Origin of the sequence: Streptomyces sp. ALI-76-A, from assembly GCF_030287445.1 — a bacterium.
Classification (GTDB): domain Bacteria; phylum Actinomycetota; class Actinomycetes; order Streptomycetales; family Streptomycetaceae; genus Streptomyces.
Genome location: NZ_JASVWB010000002.1, coordinates 2,618,016 through 2,636,796, shown reverse-complemented (window position 1 = coordinate 2,636,796; position 18,781 = coordinate 2,618,016). Strand labels below are relative to the sequence as shown.

Annotated in this window: 13 protein-coding genes and 1 tRNA gene; 4 read left to right on the top strand and 10 right to left on the bottom strand. The window is 69.0% G+C overall.

Annotated features, from left to right (window positions below; all coding sequences use genetic code 11):
* Window positions 1-8 precede the first annotated feature (8 nt).
* Window positions 9-1,814 (bottom strand): bifunctional metallophosphatase/5'-nucleotidase, encoded by a 1,806-nt coding sequence (locus tag QQS16_RS12835; RefSeq protein ID WP_286061765.1) that lies wholly within the window; start codon window positions 1,812-1,814, stop codon window positions 9-11.
* A 138-nt stretch (window positions 1,815-1,952) separates the two neighbouring features.
* Here QQS16_RS12835 and QQS16_RS12830 point away from each other — a divergent pair, with 138 nt between their 5' ends.
* Together QQS16_RS12830 and pyk are read left to right on the top strand one after the other, a co-directional pair.
* On the top strand, window positions 1,953-2,666 hold the full coding sequence (locus QQS16_RS12830) for an SIMPL domain-containing protein (RefSeq protein WP_286061764.1): 714 nt from the start codon (window positions 1,953-1,955) through the stop codon (window positions 2,664-2,666).
* A 184-nt stretch (window positions 2,667-2,850) separates the two neighbouring features.
* A complete protein-coding gene (pyk, locus tag QQS16_RS12825; RefSeq protein ID WP_286061763.1) occupies window positions 2,851-4,281 on the top strand; it encodes a pyruvate kinase in 1,431 nt (476 codons plus the stop codon).
* An 11-nt stretch (window positions 4,282-4,292) separates the two neighbouring features.
* Here the strand turns inward: pyk and QQS16_RS12820 are convergent, their stop codons facing one another.
* Both QQS16_RS12820 and QQS16_RS12815 read right to left on the bottom strand, forming a co-directional pair.
* Window positions 4,293-5,081 carry a helix-turn-helix domain-containing protein gene (locus QQS16_RS12820; RefSeq protein WP_286061762.1) on the bottom strand — a complete coding sequence of 263 codons (789 nt, stop codon included), beginning with the start codon at window positions 5,079-5,081 and terminating at the stop codon, window positions 4,293-4,295.
* Between the two features lie 86 nt (window positions 5,082-5,167).
* Window positions 5,168-5,250: transfer RNA gene (locus QQS16_RS12815), tRNA-Leu, on the bottom strand.
* A gap of 104 nt (window positions 5,251-5,354) precedes the next feature.
* Here QQS16_RS12815 and QQS16_RS12810 point away from each other — a divergent pair.
* Window positions 5,355-6,011 carry an ANTAR domain-containing response regulator gene (locus tag QQS16_RS12810; RefSeq protein WP_286061761.1) on the top strand — a complete coding sequence of 219 codons (657 nt, stop codon included), beginning with the start codon at window positions 5,355-5,357 and terminating at the stop codon, window positions 6,009-6,011.
* Window positions 6,012-6,121: 110 nt separating this feature from the next.
* Here QQS16_RS12810 and QQS16_RS12805 read toward each other — a convergent pair whose 3' ends face one another.
* From QQS16_RS12805 to QQS16_RS12775, 7 genes are all read right to left on the bottom strand, one after another.
* Window positions 6,122-6,838, bottom strand: coding sequence for an ABC transporter ATP-binding protein (locus QQS16_RS12805; RefSeq protein WP_286061759.1), 717 nt, complete (start codon window positions 6,836-6,838; stop codon window positions 6,122-6,124).
* Window positions 6,835-7,695: an ABC transporter ATP-binding protein gene (locus QQS16_RS12800; RefSeq protein ID WP_286066305.1), complete on the bottom strand. Its 861-nt coding sequence runs from the start codon at window positions 7,693-7,695 to the stop codon at window positions 6,835-6,837. The genes QQS16_RS12805 and QQS16_RS12800 overlap by 4 nt, the downstream gene beginning before the upstream one ends.
* A gap of 5 nt (window positions 7,696-7,700) precedes the next feature.
* Complete coding sequence (locus tag QQS16_RS12795; protein ID WP_286061758.1) at window positions 7,701-9,506, bottom strand: branched-chain amino acid ABC transporter permease; 1,806 nt, start codon at window positions 9,504-9,506, stop codon at window positions 7,701-7,703.
* A gap of 4 nt (window positions 9,507-9,510) precedes the next feature.
* Window positions 9,511-10,440, bottom strand: a complete 930-nt coding sequence (locus tag QQS16_RS12790; RefSeq protein ID WP_286061757.1) for a branched-chain amino acid ABC transporter permease — start codon at window positions 10,438-10,440, stop codon at window positions 9,511-9,513.
* Window positions 10,441-10,591: 151 nt separating this feature from the next.
* Entirely contained in the window at window positions 10,592-11,824 is a 1,233-nt protein-coding gene (locus QQS16_RS12785) for a branched-chain amino acid ABC transporter substrate-binding protein (RefSeq protein ID WP_286061756.1), read from the bottom strand.
* A gap of 593 nt (window positions 11,825-12,417) precedes the next feature.
* Window positions 12,418-12,906 carry a hotdog fold thioesterase gene (locus QQS16_RS12780; RefSeq protein ID WP_286061755.1) on the bottom strand — a complete coding sequence of 163 codons (489 nt, stop codon included), beginning with the start codon at window positions 12,904-12,906 and terminating at the stop codon, window positions 12,418-12,420.
* A gap of 46 nt (window positions 12,907-12,952) precedes the next feature.
* Window positions 12,953-15,232: an FdhF/YdeP family oxidoreductase gene (locus QQS16_RS12775; protein ID WP_286061754.1), complete on the bottom strand. Its 2,280-nt coding sequence runs from the start codon at window positions 15,230-15,232 to the stop codon at window positions 12,953-12,955.
* A 280-nt stretch (window positions 15,233-15,512) separates the two neighbouring features.
* Here QQS16_RS12775 and polA point away from each other — a divergent pair, with 280 nt between their 5' ends.
* Window positions 15,513-18,239 (top strand): DNA polymerase I, encoded by a 2,727-nt coding sequence (polA, locus tag QQS16_RS12770; protein WP_286061753.1) that lies wholly within the window; start codon window positions 15,513-15,515, stop codon window positions 18,237-18,239.
* Window positions 18,240-18,781: the final 542 nt, after the last annotated feature.

The following is an 18,781-nucleotide window of genomic DNA, read 5'->3' as shown; positions in this document are numbered from 1 at the left end:
CCGAACCCCTAGAACACCGGGGTACCGTCCCGCGTCAACGTCCAGCTCACCGACGCGAAGTCCTTCGGATCCAGCACACCCTTCGCCGTCACCCACTCCGCGATCCGCGTCCGGATCTCCGTCGACTCCGACCACACCTCCCGCGCCGACGCCACATGCGGGAACGCGCCACCACCGTTCGCCCGGTAGTTGTTCACCGCCAGCACGAACTGCCGCGCGTCATCCAACGCGACACCGTCGTACGACAGATTCCTGATCCGCGCACCCGCCGGCCGCGCGATGTCGATCTCGTACGACGCCCCCGACACATAGTCGTAGTTGTAGTCCGGACGCCCACCCGCATTCGTCAGCTTCGCCACGTCGACCACCGTGTCCGCCGCCGTCTGCGCGAAATACTGCGCCGAGTACTCCAGGTACGCCCGCAGCTGCGCCCCCGTCATCACCTTCGCGACCAGCGTGTTGTCGTACACATACAGACTCGACAGATCCCGGATCGTCACCTCCCCGGCCGGAATCGCCGACGTCCGCGAGAACGGCGACGCCTGCGCGATCACCGGCAGCGACGCGAACTCGGTCCCCGCCAGCGCCGCCCTGACCACGTCCTCCTGGACCCTGGTGATCAGATCGATGATCGGCGCGTCCTTGTACCGCGCCTCCACCGTCGTCAACGTCTCCGTCGCCGTACCGACCACCTGGTTCACATACGCCACGACGACATCATGATCGTCCTTCAGCAGCCTCGTGATCCGCGGATCGTCGGCGACCGTGTTCGAGTTCCGCACCGACGCCTTCACCGACTCGACCCGCCAGCGCCCCTTCACGAACTCCAGCTCGAAGTCGAACAACGACAGCCGCTCCGCATACGCCAACGGCTCCGACAACACCACCGTCTTCCCGGACTTCTCGTTCGTGACCAGCAGCTCCGGAATCTCCACATGCGCGTGCCCGACGAGAATCGCGTCGATCCCCGGCACCTGCTGCGCCACCAACGCCGCCGAGTTCTCCACGTACGGCAGCTGATCACCGTACGACGACGTACCCGACGACCCGGAATGCGCCGACACGACCACCACGTCCGCACCCATCGACCGCAGCTTCGGCACCCACTTCGCCGCCTGCTCCTCCAGCCCCGGGAACGTGAGCCTGCCCTGCACGTACGCCTTGTCCCAGATCGCGATACCCGGGTTGGTGAGTCCGAGAACCGCCACCGTCACCGGCGGCGCACCCTTCACCGGGAACTTCCTGATGAAATACGGCGGAAAAGCCGGCTTCAGCGTCTTCGCGTCCAGCGCGTTCGCACCCAGCAGCGGGAAATCACACTGCTCCTCGAACTTCCGCAGCGTCTCGATGCCGTAGTTGAACTCGTGGTTGCCGAGCGCCACCGCGTCATACCCGATCGCGTTCATCGCCGCCGCCATCGGATGCACCGGACCACCCTTGGCGGTGATCGGATCCACCTTCGCGTAGTAATACGTCAGCGGAGTGCCCTGAATCGTGTCCCCGGCGTCCAGCAACAGCGTGTTCCCCCGGCCCTTCTCCTTTCGGACCTGGTTCACCAGCGTCGACACCCGCGCCAGACCCTGCGCGTTGCCCTGCGTGTCGGTGTACTCCGCGTCCTTGAAGTAGTCCCAGTTGAAGACATGACCGTGCAGGTCGGTCGTCCCCATCACCGTCAGCGCGTACCGCTTCGACGGCCTCGGCCCCTTCTTCGCCTCCGCGGCCTGCGCCGCAGGAGTCGCCACCGCACCCGCCAGCGCCACCCCCGCCCCGGTCACGGCGGACTTCTTCAGGAACTTCCGGCGATTCAACGGCATGGCTCGAACTCCTCGGGACGGATCAATGACGCGCGTAGATTCTGACCCGTACACGCCCGGCCGGAACAGACCCCACAGGTTTCGATCTGATGACCGACAAAGGACCAGGAGCGCGAACCACCTGACAGAGTGGAACGCATGACCACCCCACCCACCGATGACACCCGCCCCGCCGTCCCCTACGGCACCCCCGACGCCCCCCGCATCGCCGTCCGCGGCGAAGCCCACCTCGAAGTCGACCCCGAGATCGCCCGCATCACCGTCACCATCGCCTCCCGCGGCAAAGACCGCCGCGCCGCCCTCGACGACCTCACCCGCCGCAACACCACCGCCCTCGACCTCATCAGAACCTACGGCGAAGCAGTCGAACGACTCGAAACCGGCGCCTTCTCCATCACCCCCCAACTCAAGGAAGGCCGCGGCGAACGCGTCCACGCCTACCACGGCCGCGTCCACCTCACCGCCGAACTGACCGACTTCACCGCCCTGGGCGAACTCACCACCCGCCTCGCCGACCTCGACCTCACCCGCGTCGACGGCCCCCGGTGGGCCCTGCGCCCCGACTCACCCGCCCACCGGGAAGCCCGCCAACAAGCGGTACGCGAAGCCGTCCAACGCGCCCGGGAATACGCCGAAGCACTCGGCACCACCCTCGCCGCCCTCGTCGAACTCGCCGACATCGGCGCCGAGAACACCCCACCCACCCGCCCCGCCGCACCCATCGGCCGCATGCGCTCCATGACCCACGCCGCCGAGGAGACCACAGCCGCCCCCCTCGACCTCGAACCCCAACGCCAACGCGTCCACGCCCACGTCAACGCCCGCTTCACGATGGCACCCCCACAGCTGTGACCGCTCAGCCAGGACCGCCACACGAGTCACCACCAGCCGCGACCGCACAGGAACACGACCATCGAACGCCCGTCTGAGCACCCTCGGCCACCTTCAAGCCTCGACGACAACGCTTCACCCGAAGACGGTCGAGCCGCCACGCCCACCGAACTCCCTACCCACCGGTAAGCCCTAGGGTCGCCTCATGCGCCGAGCGAAAATCGTCTGCACCCTGGGCCCCGCAACCGACTCGTACGACCAGATCAAAGCCCTGGTCCACGCCGGAATGGACGTCGCCCGCCTCAACCTCAGCCACGGCACCCACGCCGAGCACGAGGAGCGCTACCACCGCGTACGCAAGGCCTCCGACGAGACCGGCCACAGCGTCGGCATCCTCGCCGACCTCCAAGGCCCGAAGATCCGCCTCGGCCGCTTCACCGAAGGCCCCGTACTCCTCGAACGCGGCGACCCCTTCACCCTCACCGTCGAAGAAGGCACCGAAGGAGACCGCCACACCTGCGGCACCACCCACGCCGGCCTCGCCACCGACGTCACCCCCGGCGAACGCATCCTCGTCGACGACGGCAAAGTCAGCCTCCAGGTCACCGGGATCGACGGCCCCCGCGTCCACACCACCGTCATCGAAGGCGGCATGGTCTCCGACCACAAAGGCCTCAACCTCCCCGGAGTCGCGGTGTCCGTCCCCGCACTCTCCGACAAGGACGAAGCCGACCTCCGCTGGGCCCTGCACGCGGGCTTCGACATCATCGCCCTCTCCTTCGTCCGCAGCGGCCACGACATCCAGGACGTCCACCGCATCATGGACGAGGAAGGCCGCCGCCTCCCCGTCATCGCCAAGATCGAGAAGCCCCAGGCCGTCGACGCCATCGACGCCATCGTCGACGCCTTCGACGGCATCATGGTCGCCCGCGGCGACCTCGGCGTCGAAATGCCCCTCGAACAAGTCCCCCTCGTCCAGAAGCGCGCCGTCAAACTCGCCAGACGCAACGCCAAGCCGGTCATCGTCGCCACCCAGATGCTCGACTCCATGATCGAGAACTCCCGCCCGACCAGGGCGGAGGCGAGCGACGTCGCCAACGCCGTCATCGACGGCACCGACGCCGTCATGCTCTCCGGCGAGACCAGCGTCGGAAAGCACCCTGTGGAGACGGTCCGCACGATGGCGAAGATCGTCGAAGCGGCCGAGGAGGACATCCTCGCCAAGGGCCTGCCACCCCTGACGGAACACAACAAGCCCCGCACCCAGGGCGGCGCCGTCGCCCGAGCGGCCGCGGAGATGGGCGACTTCCTCGGCGCCAGGTTCCTGGTCGCCTTCACCCAGTCCGGCGACACGGTCCGCCGCCTGTCGCGCTACCGCTCCCCGATCCCGCTCCTCGCCTTCACCCCCGAACCGGCCACCCGCTCCCAGCTCAGCCTCACCTGGGGGGTCGAGACCTTCCTCGGCCCCCACGCCGACTCGACCGACGCGATGGTCGCCCAGGTGGACGAACTGCTGCTGAAGTACGGCCGCTGCGAGAAGGGCGACACGGTCGTCATCACCGCCGGCTCGCCGCCCGGCGTCTCAGGCTCGACCAACCTGGTGCGGGTGCACCACATCGGGGAGGACGACAAGTAGCCCGACCGGGGTCAGTGTTTGGGACCCACGTGGGTGTCCATGAGGGCGACGGAGGCTTTGCGGGCGACGGAGATGTTGAACGGGTTGCCGTTCCTGGTGCAGTGCGTCCACTCGACGCCGAGTTTGTCGAGGGTGTCGGTGTAGAGCTGGCGGATGTCGTTGGACACGTTGGTGAAGAAGTACCTGGGGTGTTCGTAGCGCTTGCGCTCGCCGGCGACGAGGCGAGTGGTCCAGTTGGTGATGCGGCAGCCGTCCGAGTGGATGAGGCCGCGGATGAATTCCCACGGGTGGGCGTCGACGATGGCTTGCTGCCAGGGCTCGAGAGCGATGGTGCGGTCGTGCTTCTTGCCGGGGCCGTGTTGCGGGAACAGGCAATGCGGGTGCTTCGAATAGACCTTCACGTTGCTGCACCCGGTCCTGCGGACGCGGCAGACGGAATTGTCGGGGAAGACTGCGCGCATCGCTTGTTCGCAGTCGTCCATCAGGCCGGGCCATGAATCGGCGCAGGTGATCATGAGGTTGGGCACTCGGTGTTCGGAGTAGTGACTGATGTGGCCGTCACCGAGGTAGAGGCCCAGTAGGTAGCTGTACGCGGGCTCGTCGAGGTCTCGTCCGTCGCATCGGGGACACTTGGGGTCGTGCTTGCCTGGACACTCGCCGCGTTTCGCTCGGTCCAGGTGCTTCCAGTAGCCGACTGTTCCCAGCGGGACGTTGAGTTCCCGGGCGACATCCGCGTTCTTCGTGCCGTTGCGCAGCAGTGTGAGTGCCTTCTGTCGAACCTCAGTGCCGTGAAAGTTCATGCGGAAACTCTGTGTCACTGATCGTGACGGCACGCAGCAAAAAGCGGATGTTCACGAGAACGTGAGCATCCGCTTCTTCCTTGAGGTGCCCGGTGTGGGATTCGAACCCACATGCCCTAAGGCACGGTGGTTTGAGCACCGCGAGTCTGACCAGTTCCTCCAACCGGGCAAGCTGTTCAGCTGTCGGGAAGTGTACCGGGTCACCTCAGGTCCTTGCCTCTAGGTAGGCTGCGTAGGCAGCAGTACCTGCCCGGCCCGTACCAAGGAGCCCCCGTGACCGCCCCCGAGTCGCCCCAGCCCGTAGACGCGCCCGACGACGACACGTCGCACGTGCCTCCGCTGACGACCCGTGTCGTCATCGCCGAGGACGAGGCCTTGATCCGGCTCGACCTCAAAGAGATGCTGGAGGAGGAGGGCTACAGCGTCGTCGGCGAGGCCGGTGACGGTGAGGCGGCCGTGGAGCTGGCCCGTGAGCACAAGCCGGACCTGGTCATCCTGGACGTGAAGATGCCGAAGCTGGACGGTATCTCCGCGGCCGAGAAGATCGCCGAGGAGCGCATCGCCCCGGTGCTGATGCTGACGGCCTTCTCGCAGCGGGACCTGGTCGAGCGGGCGCGGGACGCCGGTGCGATGGCGTATCTGGTGAAGCCGTTCAGCAAGAGTGATGTCGTTCCGGCCATCGAGATGGCCGTCTCGCGGTTCACGGAGCTGCGGGAGCTGGAGAACGAGGTCGCTGACCTGTCCCAGCGGCTGGAGACGCGGAAGCTGGTGGACCGGGCGAAGTCCATTCTCCAGACGGAGTACGGGCTGACCGAGCCGGCCGCGTTCCGGTGGATCCAGAAGACGTCGATGGACCGTCGGATGTCGATGCAGCAGGTCGCGGAGGCGGTCATCGCGGACGCCGACGAGAAGAAGGGGAGCAAGGGCTGAGCGCGCCCTCTGCTCCCGGGCGCCCTTAGGTCCGTACGACGAAGGCCCGCTCCCTGCGCTGACGCGTCGGGGAGCGGGCCTTTGTCGTGCTCGCGTACGGGTGGGGTGCTCTAGTCCTCGCCCAGGTACGCCTTGCGGACGGACTCGTCGTGCAGCAGGTTCTGTCCGCTGCCGGACAGGACGATGTTGCCGACTTCCATGACGTGTCCCTGGTCGGCCAGGGAGAGTGCCGCCTGGGCGTTCTGTTCGACCAGGAGGATGGTGGTGCCCTGGGACTTCAGCTCGGAGATGGTCGCCATGATCTTCTGCATCATGATCGGGGAGAGGCCCATGGAGGGCTCGTCGAGCATGAGCAGTTTGGGCTGGGACATGAGTGCGCGGCCCATGGCGAGCATCTGCTGTTCGCCGCCGGAGAGGGTTCCGGCGGCTTGCTTGCGGCGTTCTCCGAGGATGGGGAAGAGGTCGTAGGCGCGCTGGATGTCCTTGTCGATGCCTTCCTTGTCCTTGCGGAGGAAGGCGCCGAGCTGGAGGTTCTCCGCGATGGTGAGGCGGGGGAAGATGTGCCGGCCTTCGGGGGAGTGGGCGAGGCCGAGGGCGACGATCTTGTGGGCGGCGATGCCGGTGAGGGGCTTGCCGTCGAAGATGATCTTTCCGCTGGTGGGCTTCAGCAGACCGGAGAGGGTGCGCAGGGTGGTCGTCTTGCCGGCGCCGTTGGTGCCGATGAGGGTGACGACCTGGCCGGCCTCGACGCTGAAGGAGATGCCTTTGACGGCTTCGATCTTGCCGTAGGAGACCCGGAGGTCCTCGACTTCGAGGAGTGCGGTCACTGGGCTTCTCCCTTGGTGCTGGTGGTGCTGGGCGTCTCGGCGGCGGCTTCGGCGGCGGTGACTTCCGCGGCTTCGGCCTCTCCGGGTTCGCCCTCGAACGGTTCGCCGAGGTAGGCGGCGATGACGCGTTCGTCGGCCTGGACGACGTCGGAGGTGCCTTCGACGAGCTTCTCGCCCTGGACGAGGACGGCGACGCGGTCGCAGAGGTTGAAGATGAACCGCATGTCGTGCTCGATGACGAGGACGGCGATGCCCTGGTCGCGGATGGCGAAGACGAGTTCTTCGGCGGCGCGGGTTTCCTGGGGGTTCATGCCGGCGGTGGGCTCGTCGAGGAGCAGGATGCCGGGTTCGCTGGCCATGGCCCGGGCGATTTCGAGCTTGCGCTGTTCGCCGTAGGGGAGGTTGCGGGCGAGGTGGTCGCGCTTGTGGGCGAGGCCGATGAACTCCAGGAGTTCCATGGCGCGTTCTTCGCTGGCCTTTTCGGCCTTCTTGAAGCCGGGGCCGCGCAGGAGGGCGGACCAGAGGCCTTCTTTGGTGCGGGTGTGGCGTCCTACGAGGACGTTTTCCAGGACCGTCATGTTGGCGAACAGGCGGATGTTCTGGAAGGTGCGGGCGATGCCTGCCTGGGTGACCAGGTGTGGTTTGGGCGGCAGGACGGTGCCCTTGTAGGAGACGGTGCCTTCGGTGGGGATGTAGAGGCCGGTGAGGCAGTTGAAGAAGGTGGTCTTGCCGGCGCCGTTGGGGCCGATGAGGCCGACGATCTCGCCTTCGTTGACGGTGAAGTCGACGGAGCGGACGGCGGTGAGGCCGCCGAAGCGCATGGTGACGTCGCGTGCTTCGAGTACAGGTGTGGTCATGGTGGTCACGCCCCCGCCTTGGTGACGGTCCCCGGTGTGTCGGTGAGCGTCGTCTGTTCTGGTACGTCGAGTTGGCCGGTCTCGTGGAATTCGAGCTGGCGGCGGCGGTTGGCGATGATGCCTTCGGGGCGGAAGCGCATCAGCAGGATGAGGGCGATGCCGAACGCGAGCAGCGACTTGTCCTGGAGGAAGACCAGTTTCTCGGGCAGCAGGTAGAGGAGTGCGGCGCCGAGGATGGGGCCGGCGACGGTGCCCATGCCGCCGAGGACGACGGCGGCGAGCAGGAACGCCGAGTTGGGGGGTGTGGATCCCGCGAACTGGTAGGGGGTGGGGACGACGCTGTAGGTGACGTGGGCGCTGACGGTGCCGGCGAGGCCGGCGAGGGTGGCGCCGAGGGCGAAGGCGATGAGTTTGACGCGGAAGCCGTTGATGCCCATGGCGGTGGCGGCGGTCTCGTCCTCGCGGATGGCGATCCAGGAGCGGCCGATGCGGGAGTCGGCGGCGCGGGTGTAGACGAGGACGACGATGGCCATGATGAGGACCATCAGCAGGTAGTAGTTGGCGAATCGGCCGAGGGTGAAGCCGGCGATGTCGTGGGACTGGCCGAGGTTGAAGCCGAAGAAGCTGAGGTCCGGGATGGAGGGGATGCCGTTGGGGCCGTTGGTGATGTCGGGGCCGGATTCGCCGTCCATGTTGTTGACGGCGATGCGGAAGATCTCTCCGAAGCCGAGGGTGACGATGGCGAGGTAGTCGCCGCGCAGGCGCAGGGTGGGGGCGCCGATGAGGACGCCGAAGACGAGGCTGGCGGCGGCGCCGGTGAGGGCGGCGGCCCAGAAGGGGAACTGGACGCCGGAGAAGGTGGAGAACTCGGAGCCGGAGACGAGGGCGGCCGTGTAGGCGCCGACGCCGAGGAAGGCGACGTATCCGAGGTCGAGGAGTCCGGCGAGGCCGACGACGATGTTGAGGCCGAGGGCGACGGTTCCGAAGATGAGGATGTTGACGCCGATGTTGGCGTAGTGGTCGTCGCTCTGGGTGAAGGGGAACGCGATCGCGGCGGCGAAGCCCATGGCGAGCGTGAAGCTGCGGTTGTGGGCGACGAGGCGGGAGAAGCGGTCGAGGACGCCTGCGGTGTGCAGGGCCCAGAGGGAGAAGATGACGACGATGAGGTAGCCGATGAAGAGTTCGCCGTACTCGGTGTCGATGCCGTAGGTGAAGACGCCGAGGCCGATGATCGTGACGATGGTGATGATCGCGCGCTCGAGCCAGGGGGAGATGTCCTGGGGGGCGGGGATCCGTTCGGCCTTGGTGATGTAGGCCTTGAGGTGTTCCTTGGTGTCGCCGGTGGCCTTCTCGGGGAGCGCGAGGGCGCCGAGGAGGGGGATGAGCGAGGCGACGGCGGCGACCCAGGCGCCGGGTTCGAGGTTGGCGAGGCCGCCGAGTTCGGTGCTGATCGCGAGGACGGTGTACCAGGTGACGCCGAAGCCCGCGAGGGCGCTGAGGACGAGCGGCGCGTTGTTGCGGGCGGGGATGAGCCAGCCGAGGCCGCGGACGCCGTAGGCGGCGAGGGCGAAGAGGGTGGTGAGGACGCCGGCGGTGAAGGTGAGCCATTGCAGGCCGCCGGGGTAGCCGGTGACGGTGAGGTCGCCGGGGAATTCGGAGGTCCAGGTCCACGCGAGGAAGGTGGAGGCGGCGGTGGCGATGCCGCCGGCGAGGAGGAGTGCGCGGGCTGCGGCGATGGGCAGGGGCACCAGGCCGCGGGTCTCGGGGGTGGTGTCCACGGCCGAGGGGGTGGGGTTCGTGGTCTCGGTCATGTCATCACGCCCTGTCCGCGACGCGTTCGCCGAGCAGGCCTTGTGGCCTGACGAGGAGGACGAGAATGAGGAGGCAGAAGGCCCAGACGTCGGCCCAGCCCTGGCCGCCGAGCTGCTGCATGCCGGGGACTCCGTCGATGTAGGCGGACGCGAGGGTTTCGGCGATGCCGAGGACGAGGCCGCCGAGCATGGCGCCGTAGATGTTGCCGATGCCGCCGAGGACGGCGGCGGTGAACGCCTTGAGGCCCATGAGGAAGCCCATGCGGTAGTCGACGCTGCCGTACTTCATGCCGTACGCCACGGCGGCCACGGCGGCGAAGAAGCCGCCGATGGCGAAGGCGATGACGATGATGCGGTTGGTGTCGATGCCCATGAGCTGGGCGGTGTCCGGGTCCTGCGCGGTGGCCTGCATGGCGCGGCCGGTGCGGCTCTTGCGGACGAAGTACGCGAGGGAGGACATGCACACGATCGCGGCGACGATGAGGAAGATGTCGGCGTCCTTGATGGTGACGGAGCCGAATTCGTGGAGGGTGTCGAGGCCGGGGAAGGCGCGGGCGCGGTCGGCGTCGGGGTAGAAGTTGCGGACGACTTCCTGGAGGGCCAGGGAGAGGCCGATGGCGGTGATCAGTGGCGCTAGCCGTGGTGCTCCGCGCAGTGGCCGGTAGGCGAATCGCTCCGCTCCGACGGCGATGAGGATGGCGACGATGGCGCCGCCTATCAGCATCAGGGGCACGGCGATGGCCATCGCCGTGCCGTCGGGGAGGATGTAGAAGTAGACCGTGAGGGCGCCGAAGGCCCCGGTCATGAAGATCTCGCCGTGCGCGAAGTTGATGAGCTGGACGATGCCGTACACCATCGTGTAGCCGATGGCGATGAGCCCGTACATCGAGCCGAGGAGCAGCCCGTTGGCCAGCTGCTGCGGCAGGGTGTTCACCGCGTGGCCTCCATGTCGCTGGTGGTCGTGTGCACTGGTGGTGTGCAGGGTCTGGGGTGCACTGGTGTGCGGAAGTCCGGGTGTGGGAACGGGCCGCGCGGTCGGGATCCTCCTTCCGCGCGGCCCGTGTGGGATGTGCTGAGGTTCCGGGTCAGCCGAGGTCGGCGGTGCCGGTGTCGACGGCCTTCCAGGCGCCCTTCTCGACCTGGTAGACGGTCAGCTGCTTGTTGGTGGTGTCGCCGTACTGGTCGAAGGAGACCTTGCCGGTGAGGCCTTCGAAGTCGGACTTCTGGACTCCGTCGACGACGCTGGTGCGCAGGGCGTTGATGTCGCTGGGGACCTTGCCGTCGTTGGCGTCGACGGCGGCCTTCACGGACTTGATGATGGCGGTGGTGGCGTCGTAGGCGTAGGCACCGTAGGCGCCGTAGTCACCCTTGTAGCCCTTGGCCTTGTAGGTCTCGATGAAGGTCTTGGCGGCGGGCAGGGTGTCGGCGGGGACGCCGATGGCGGTGACGAGGTCGCCTTCGGCGGAGGCGCCGGCGGTCTCGATGTAGGTGGAGGCGAACATGCCGTCGCCGCCGAAGAGCGGGATCTTGACGCCGGCGTCCTTGAGCTGCTTGGTGAGCAGGGAGGACTCGTCGTACTGGCCGCCGTAGTAGAGCAGGTCGGCGCCGGAGTTCTTGATCTTGGTGACGAGGGAGCCGAAGTCCTTGGCGCCGGTGTTGACGTGGTCGGTCTGGACGACCTGGCCGCCGAGCTTCTTGAACTGCTCGTTGAAGATCTTGGCGAGGCCGGCGCCGTAGGTCTGCTTGTCGTCGACGACGAAGGCCTTCTTCTTCTTCAGGTCGTTGAAGGCGTACTGGGCGGCGAAGCTGCCCTGCAGTTCGTCGGTGGTGGCGGTGCGGAAGTACGTCTTGAACGGCCGCTTCTTGTCCGTCTGCCAGTTCTTGCCCTGGGTCAGCTCGGGCGCGGTGTTCGCGGGGGAGATCTGGGCCATGTCGGCGGAGGCGAAGACCTGCTGCATCGTCTGGGCGACGCCGGAGTTCAGCGGGCCGACGGCGCCGACGGCGGTCTTGTCGGCGGTGATGGCGGTGGCGTTCTGCTGGCCGGTGGCGGGCTGCGCCTTGTCGTCCAGGGCCTTGAGCTTGAACGTCACGCCGGGAACGAGCTTGTTCTTGTTGGCGTCGTCGACGGCGATCTGGGCGCCGTACTGGATGCCGAGACCGGTGGTCGAGTTCTCGCCGGACAAGGGGGCGCTGACGCCGATGGTCAGGGTGGTGGTGTCCCCGTTGTCGCCGGTGTCGCCGCCGCCATTGTCGTCACGGGAGCCGCAGGCGGTGAGCGTCAGAGCTCCAGTCGCGAGGACGGAGGTAAGTATCACCATGGAACGTCGCACAATCAGTCCTTTCCGCAGGCACTGCCACCTCGGTGGGGGCGGCTGGTGCCGCGCTGGTACCGAACTCCCGATGGAGCGGTGACTGGCCGTGACTCTAAGCCCGGTTTGTAGGGCTGGGCATCGCCGTGGGCGGGCTTGTGACTTTCTTGTTATGACGTGATGGAGAGCGGGCTGCGGCATAGGGGGCTCTCCACCGTTTTGGCGGGAATTCCGGTTGGTCCGCATGCTGAGAACCCGCACTTCCGCTTGGCCGTGGGCCCGGTCGTGCGGATGTGGGCCGACGGGGGCGCCGAAGGAGCGGGAAATGCCCTGCGGAGTGGGTGCGGCCGGGGATGGACGTGTGGCGCTGCATTGCGCCCGTGTTACGCAGCGTTACCACGATAAAGGGCAAGTCCGCATTCGGGGCAGGCCGGATCAGTCGGAAAAGGGAATCTCTACGGGGGTTCGGCGGGCTTTCCCGGGATGCGTGCGTGGTGGGGGGTGTGCGGGCGCGGGAACCGGGCTCGCGGCGGTGCCGGGTGCCGGGTGCCGGGTGCCGGGTGCCCGGGGAGCGGGCGGCACCCGGCGTGGCGGCGGAGCTGTCATCCCGCGGCGCGCACCTGGGCGCCGTCGGCGGCCGTCGCGTCCCGGAGCAGGCAGGTCAGCCGCGCGGTGCACACCCGCCGGCCCTGCTCGTCGCTGATCACGATCTCGTACGTCGCCGTGGACCGGCCCCGGTGCACGGGCGTGGCGACGCCGGTGACGAGTCCCGACCGCACGCCCCGGTGGTGGGTGCAGTTGAGGTCGACGCCCACGGCGATCTTGGAGCTGCCGCCGTGCAGCATCGCGCCCACGGACCCGAGGGTCTCGGCGAGGACGGCGGACGCCCCGCCGTGCAGCAGCCCGTACGGCTGGGTGTTCCCCTCGACCGGCATCGTTCCGACGACGCGGTCCGCCGACGCCTCCACGATCGCCACGCCCATCCGGGCCCCGAGGTGTCCTGCGGAGAACAGCGCGGGGAGGTCCACGCCGAGTGCGGCGTACTCGTCGATGACCTCCTGCGGGAACTTCACGTGCTGCTGCTCGCCCATGGGGTGCGGCTCCGTTCGTCTGGCGGCCTGGTGCCTGAGCAAACGCTCAGTCGGTCGCCGATTGTTCCAGACGTACGACGACGGACTTGCTGGCCGGGGTGTTGCTGATGTCCGCGGTGGCGTCCAGCGGCACGAGCACGTTGGTCTCGGGGTAGTAGGCGGCCGCGCACCCGCGCGCGGTCGGGTAGTGCACGACCCGGAAGCCGGGCGCCCGCCGCTCGACGCCGTCCTTCCACTCGCTGACCAGGTCGACGTACGACCCGTCGGCCACGTCGAGCGCCCGTGCGTCCTCGGGGTGGACCATGACCACGCGGCGCCCGTTCCTGATGCCGCGGTAGCGGTCGTCGAGGCCGTAGATGGTGGTGTTGTACTGGTCGTGCGAGCGCAGTGTCTGGAGCAGGAGGCGGCCCTCGGGCAGCTCGGGGTACTCCACGGGCGCGGCCGTGAAGTTGGCCTTGCCGGTGGCGGTGGGGAAGCGGCGCTCGTCGCGCGGGGCGTGGGGCAGGGCGAAGCCGCCGGGGTGTGCCACGCGCGCGTTGAAGTCCTGGAAGCCGGGGATCACGCGTGCGATGCGGTCGCGGATCGTGGCGTAGTCCTTCTCGAACTCCTCCCAGGGCACCTTGCTGTCCGCGCCGAGCACCCGGCGGGCCAGGCGGCACACGATCGCCGGTTCGGACAGCAGGTGCGCGCTCGCGGGCCGGAGGCGGCCGCGGGAGGCGTGCACCATGCCCATGGAGTCCTCGACGGTCACGAACTGCTCGCCGCTGCCCTGAAGGTCGCGTTCGGTGCGGCCGAGCGTCGGCAGGACGAGCGCACGCGTGCCGGTGATCGCGTGCGAGCGGTTGAGCTTGGTCGACACGTGCACGGTGAGCCGGGCCCGGCGCATGGCCGCTTCGGTGACCTCGGTGTCGGGGGAGGCGGAGACGAAGTTGCCGCCCATGGCGAAGAAGACCTTGGCCTCGCCGTCGCGCAGGGCGCGGATGGCCCGTACGACGTCGTAGCCGTGGTGGCGGGGCGGCGCGAAGCCGAACTCCTTCTCCAGGGCGTCCAGGAAGGCGGGGGCGGGGCGTTCGAAGATGCCCATCGTGCGGTCGCCCTGCACGTTCGAGTGGCCGCGCACCGGGCACACGCCCGCGCCCGGGCGACCGATGTTGCCGCGCAGGAGGAGGAAGTTGACGACCTCGCGGATGGTCGGCACGGAGTGCTTGTGCTGGGTGAGGCCCATGGCCCAGCACACGATGGTGCGCTGCGAGGCGAGCACCATGGCGAGGGCCTCCTCGATCTGCTCGCGGGTGAGACCGGTCGCGGTGAGGGTCTCGTCCCAGTCGGCGGCGCGGGCCTGGGCGGCGAACTCCTCGTATCCGTGGGTGTGTTCCCGCACGAACTGCTCGTCGACCGCGCCGTCGGTCTCCAGGATCAGTCTGTTCAGGAGGCGGAAGAGGGCCTGGTCGCCGCCGATGCGGATCTGGAGGAACAGGTCGGTGAGCGCGGCGCCGGTGGTGAGGCCCTTGGGGGTCTGCGGGTTCTTGAAGCGCTCCAGGCCGGCCTCGGGCAGCGGGTTGACGCTGATGATCCGCGCGCCGCCCGCCTTGGCCTGCTCCAGGGCGGAGAGCATGCGGGGGTGGTTGGTGCCGGGGTTCTGGCCGGCGACGATGATCAGGTCGGCCTGGTGGAGGTCCTCCAGCAGGACGCTGCCCTTGCCGACGCCGAGCGTCTCGGACAGGGCCGAGCCGGACGACTCGTGGCACATGTTGGAGCAGTCGGGCAGGTTGTTGGTGCCGAGTTCGCGGGCGAAGAGCTGGTAGAGGAACGCGGCCTCGTTGCTGGTGCGTCCGGAGGTGTAGAAGAGGGCCTCGTCGGGCGAGGAGAGGGCGGTGATCTCCTCGGCGATGATGTCGAAGGCGCGCTCCCAGGTCACCGGCTCGTAGTGCTCGCCGCCTTCGGGGAGGTACACGGGGTGGGTGAGCCGCCCCTGCTGTCCCAGCCAGTAGCCGCTCCTGGTGGCGAGATCGGCGACGGAGTGCGCGGCGAAGAACTCCGGGGTGACCCGGCGCAGGGTGGCCTCCTCGGCGACCGCCTTCGCGCCGTTCTCGCAGAACTCCGCCGCGTGCCGGTGCTCCGGCTCCGGCCAGGCGCAGCCCGGGCAGTCGAAGCCGTCCTTCTGGTTGACGCGCAGCAGGGTCAGCGCGGTGCGCTTGACGCCCATCTGCTGCCGTGCGACGCGCAGGCTGTGCCCGATGGCCGTGATCCCCGCCGCCGCGTGCTTCGGCTCGGCGACCTGCGGCGCGTCCTGGACCGGATCTGCCTTGGGCGGCTTCCTTGCCATCGCGGCGCTCTCCTTCGCTGGCGTGTGCGCTACGTCCGCGGCCGCGGCCTCCGCGGCTGCCTCTGCGATCCTCGCACGCGACACCGACATCGATGGCGGGCGGGCGGCGGGCCGGTGGGCGGCCGGCGGCGGACGCGGGACGGCGGCGTCGCTTTCGCCGGGGCCTGCCGGCCGCGGTGGCCGAGGGCGGGTGACGGCGGCCGGGAACAGCGACCGGTGAGGGCGGTGTGCGGGCGGCGGGCGGGTCCGGCTGTCAGTGGCACGTGGCAGGATCGGGGGCGTGGCAGAAACAGCATCGAAGAAGACCGACACCAACCCCGGCGGCAGCCGTCCTCGCCTGATGCTCATGGACGGGCACTCGCTGGCCTACCGCGCGTTCTTCGCGCTGCCCGCGGAGAACTTCACGACCGCGACGGGTCAGCCGACGAACGCGATCTACGGCTTCGCGTCGATGCTGGCCAACACCCTGCGTGACGAGGCGCCCACGCACTTCGCGGTGGCCTTCGACGTCTCGCGCAAGACCTGGCGCTCCGAGGAGTTCACGGAGTACAAGGCCAACCGCTCCAAGACCCCGGACGAGTTCAAGGGGCAGGTCGAGCTGATCGGCGAGCTCCTCGACACGATGAACGCGCAGCGGTTCGCCGTCGACGGCTTCGAGGCGGACGACATCATCGCCACGCTCGCCACCCAGGCCGAGGCCGAGGGCTTCGAGGTGCTGATCGTCACCGGCGACCGTGACTCCTTCCAACTGGTCAGCGAGCACACGACCGTGCTGTATCCGACGAAGGGCGTCTCGGAGCTGACCCGGTTCACTCCGGAGAAGGTGTTCGAGAAGTACGGACTGACGCCCGCGCAGTACCCCGACTTCGCGGCGCTGCGCGGCGACCCGTCCGACAACCTGCCGGGCATCCCGGGCGTCGGTGAGAAGACGGCCGCGAAGTGGATCAACCAGTTCGGCTCGTTCGCGGAGCTGGTCGAGCGCGTCGACGAGGTCAAGGGCAAGGCCGGGCAGAACCTGCGCGACCACCTGGAGGCCGTCAAGCTCAACCGGCGGCTGACCGAGATGGTCCGCACCGTGGAGCTGCCCAGGACCGTCGCCGACCTGGAGCGCGCGCCGTACGACCGCAAGGCGCTCGCGATGGTCCTCGACACCCTGGAGATCCGCAATCCCTCGCTGCGGGAGCGGCTGCTGGCCGTCGACCCGGGTGCCGAGGAGGCCGAGACGACACCGGTCGTCGCGGACGGCGTGGAGGTGGACGGCACCGTGCTCGGCACCGGTGAGCTGGCCCCCTGGCTCACGGAGCACGCCACCGAGGTCCTCGGTATGGCCACGGTGGACACCTGGGCGCTCGGCGTCGGCTCGGTCGCCGAGGTCGCGCTCGCCGCCGGCGGGGGAGCGGCCGCCTGGTTCGACCCCTCCCAGCTGGACGAGGCCGACGAGACGGCGTTCGCCGCCTGGCTGGCCGACGCCGGCCGGCCCAAGATCCTGCACAACGCCAAGGGCGCGATGCGGGTCTTCGCCGAGCACGGCTGGACCGTCGACGGCGTCACCATGGACACGGCGCTGGCCGCCTACCTGGTCAAGCCGGGCCGTCGCTCCTTCGACCTGGACGCGCTGTCCCTGGAGTACCTGCACCGTGAGCTGGCCCCCGCCGCCGCGGCCGACGGGCAGCTCGCCTTCGGCACCGACGAGGGGGCGGAGGCCGAGTCCCTGATGATCCAGGCCCGCGCCGTCCTCGACCTGGGCGAGGCGTTCGGCACGCGCCTTCAGGAGGTCGGCGCCGCGGAACTCCTGCGGGACGTGGAGCTGCCCACCTCCGCCCTGCTGGCCCGGATGGAGCGGCACGGCATCGCCGCCGACCGGGCGCACCTGGAGGCCATGGAGCAGATGTTCGCGGGCGCCGTGCAGCAGGCCGTGAAGGAGGCGCACGCGGCGGCGGGGCACGAGTTCAACCTCGGCTCGCCCAAGCAGCTCCAGGAGGTCCTCTTCGGTGAACTCGGTCTGCCCAAGACGAAGAAGACCAAGACGGGCTACACCACCGACGCCGACGCGCTGGCCTGGCTGGCCACGCAGACGGACAACGAACTGCCGGTGATCATGCTCCGGCACCGCGAGCAGGCCAAGCTGCGGGTCACCGTCGAGGGCCTGATCAAGACGATCGCCGTGGACGGCCGCATCCACACCAGCTTCAACCAGACGGTCGCCGCGACCGGCCGCCTGTCGTCCACGGACCCCAACCTGCAGAACATCCCGGTCCGTACCGACGAGGGGCGGGCGATCCGCCGCGGCTTCGTCGTGGGCGAGGGCTTCGAGTCGCTGATGACGGCCGACTACAGCCAGATCGAACTGCGGGTGATGGCCCACCTGTCCGAGGACGCGGGCCTGATCGAGGCGTTCACCTCCGGCGAGGACCTGCACACCACGGCCGCCGCGCAGGTGTTCGGGGTCGAGCGGGGCGCGGTGGACGCGGAGATGCGCCGCAAGATCAAGGCGATGTCGTACGGCCTGGCCTACGGTCTGTCGGCGTTCGGTCTGTCCCAGCAGCTGAACATCGAGGCGGCCGAGGCCCGCGCCCTGATGGACGCGTACTTCGAGCGGTTCGGCGGCGTCCGGGACTATCTGCGCCGGGCCGTCGACGAGGCGCGGGCGACGGGCTACACGGCGACGCTCTTCGGGCGCCGCCGCTACCTCCCCGACCTCAACAGCGACAACCGCCAGCGTCGTGAGGCGGCCGAGCGCATGGCCCTCAACGCGCCGATCCAGGGCACGGCCGCGGACATCGTCAAGATCGCCATGCTGAACGTGGACAGGGCCCTGCGCGAGGCGGACCTCGGGTCCCGCATGCTCCTCCAGGTCCACGACGAGATCGTCCTGGAGATCGCCCCCGGCGAGCGCGAGCCCGTGGAGGAACTGGTCCGCCGCGAAATGGCGGGCGCGGTCCACCTCCGAGCCCCCCTGGACGTCTCGGTGGGCTCGGGCCCCGACTGGGAATCGGCGGCGCACTAGCGTCCCGGCGGGGTGCGGGTTCGACCCGGGTGAGTGACCGCAGGGGCCACGGCGGAGATGGGCCGGGGGTTCTGCCCGGTCCTCACGGTCCGACCGCTGGGTGGGCTCGCTTCCCGGCGGGGTGCGGGTTCGACCGGCCAGTGACGAAGGGGCCCTCGGTGCGAGTTGCCGGGGGCCCTGCCCAGGTCGACACGGCCCGACCGCCGCCCGGCGGAAAGCCGTGGCGTGGAAAGGCACGCGCCAGAGAACCGCAGCGCGGAAGGCCGTGCCCCGGACAGCCGCAGCCCGGGAAGCCCCGCCCCGGCGGCCCCGTCACTCGCGTGGCCCTTGCGAAGGCGCCCCGCGCCGTCCCCTCCCGCAAGGATGCGGGCATGGGTATACGCATGCTCCGCCGCCGGACGACCCACGCATGGACGCAGGCATGGACGCACGCCGACTCGGCCCCGTCGCCGCCGCCTCCACCGGTCCCGGCCGTGGCGGCCGCCGCGAGCACCGCCCGCCTCCCCGCCGACCTCGGGACGACCCTCCGCAGAGTCACCGAG

Bases quoted from the DNA above. Each gene is read 5' to 3' on its own strand.
- QQS16_RS12835 (WP_286061765.1), bottom strand. From the start codon at position 1,814: ATGCCGTTGAATCGCCGGAAGTTCCTGAAGAAGTCCGCCGTGACCGGG.
- QQS16_RS12830 (WP_286061764.1), top strand. From the start codon at position 1,953: ATGACCACCCCACCCACCGATGACACCCGCCCCGCCGTCCCCTACGGC.
- pyk (WP_286061763.1), top strand. From the start codon at position 2,851: ATGCGCCGAGCGAAAATCGTCTGCACCCTGGGCCCCGCAACCGACTCG.
- QQS16_RS12820 (WP_286061762.1), bottom strand. From the start codon at position 5,081: ATGAACTTTCACGGCACTGAGGTTCGACAGAAGGCACTCACACTGCTG.
- QQS16_RS12800 (WP_286066305.1), bottom strand. From the start codon at position 7,695: ATGACCACACCTGTACTCGAAGCACGCGACGTCACCATGCGCTTCGGC.
- QQS16_RS12795 (WP_286061758.1), bottom strand. From the start codon at position 9,506: ATGACCGAGACCACGAACCCCACCCCCTCGGCCGTGGACACCACCCCC.
- QQS16_RS12785 (WP_286061756.1), bottom strand. From the start codon at position 11,824: ATGGTGATACTTACCTCCGTCCTCGCGACTGGAGCTCTGACGCTCACC.
- QQS16_RS12780 (WP_286061755.1), bottom strand. From the start codon at position 12,906: ATGGGCGAGCAGCAGCACGTGAAGTTCCCGCAGGAGGTCATCGACGAG.
- QQS16_RS12775 (WP_286061754.1), bottom strand. From the start codon at position 15,232: ATGGCAAGGAAGCCGCCCAAGGCAGATCCGGTCCAGGACGCGCCGCAG.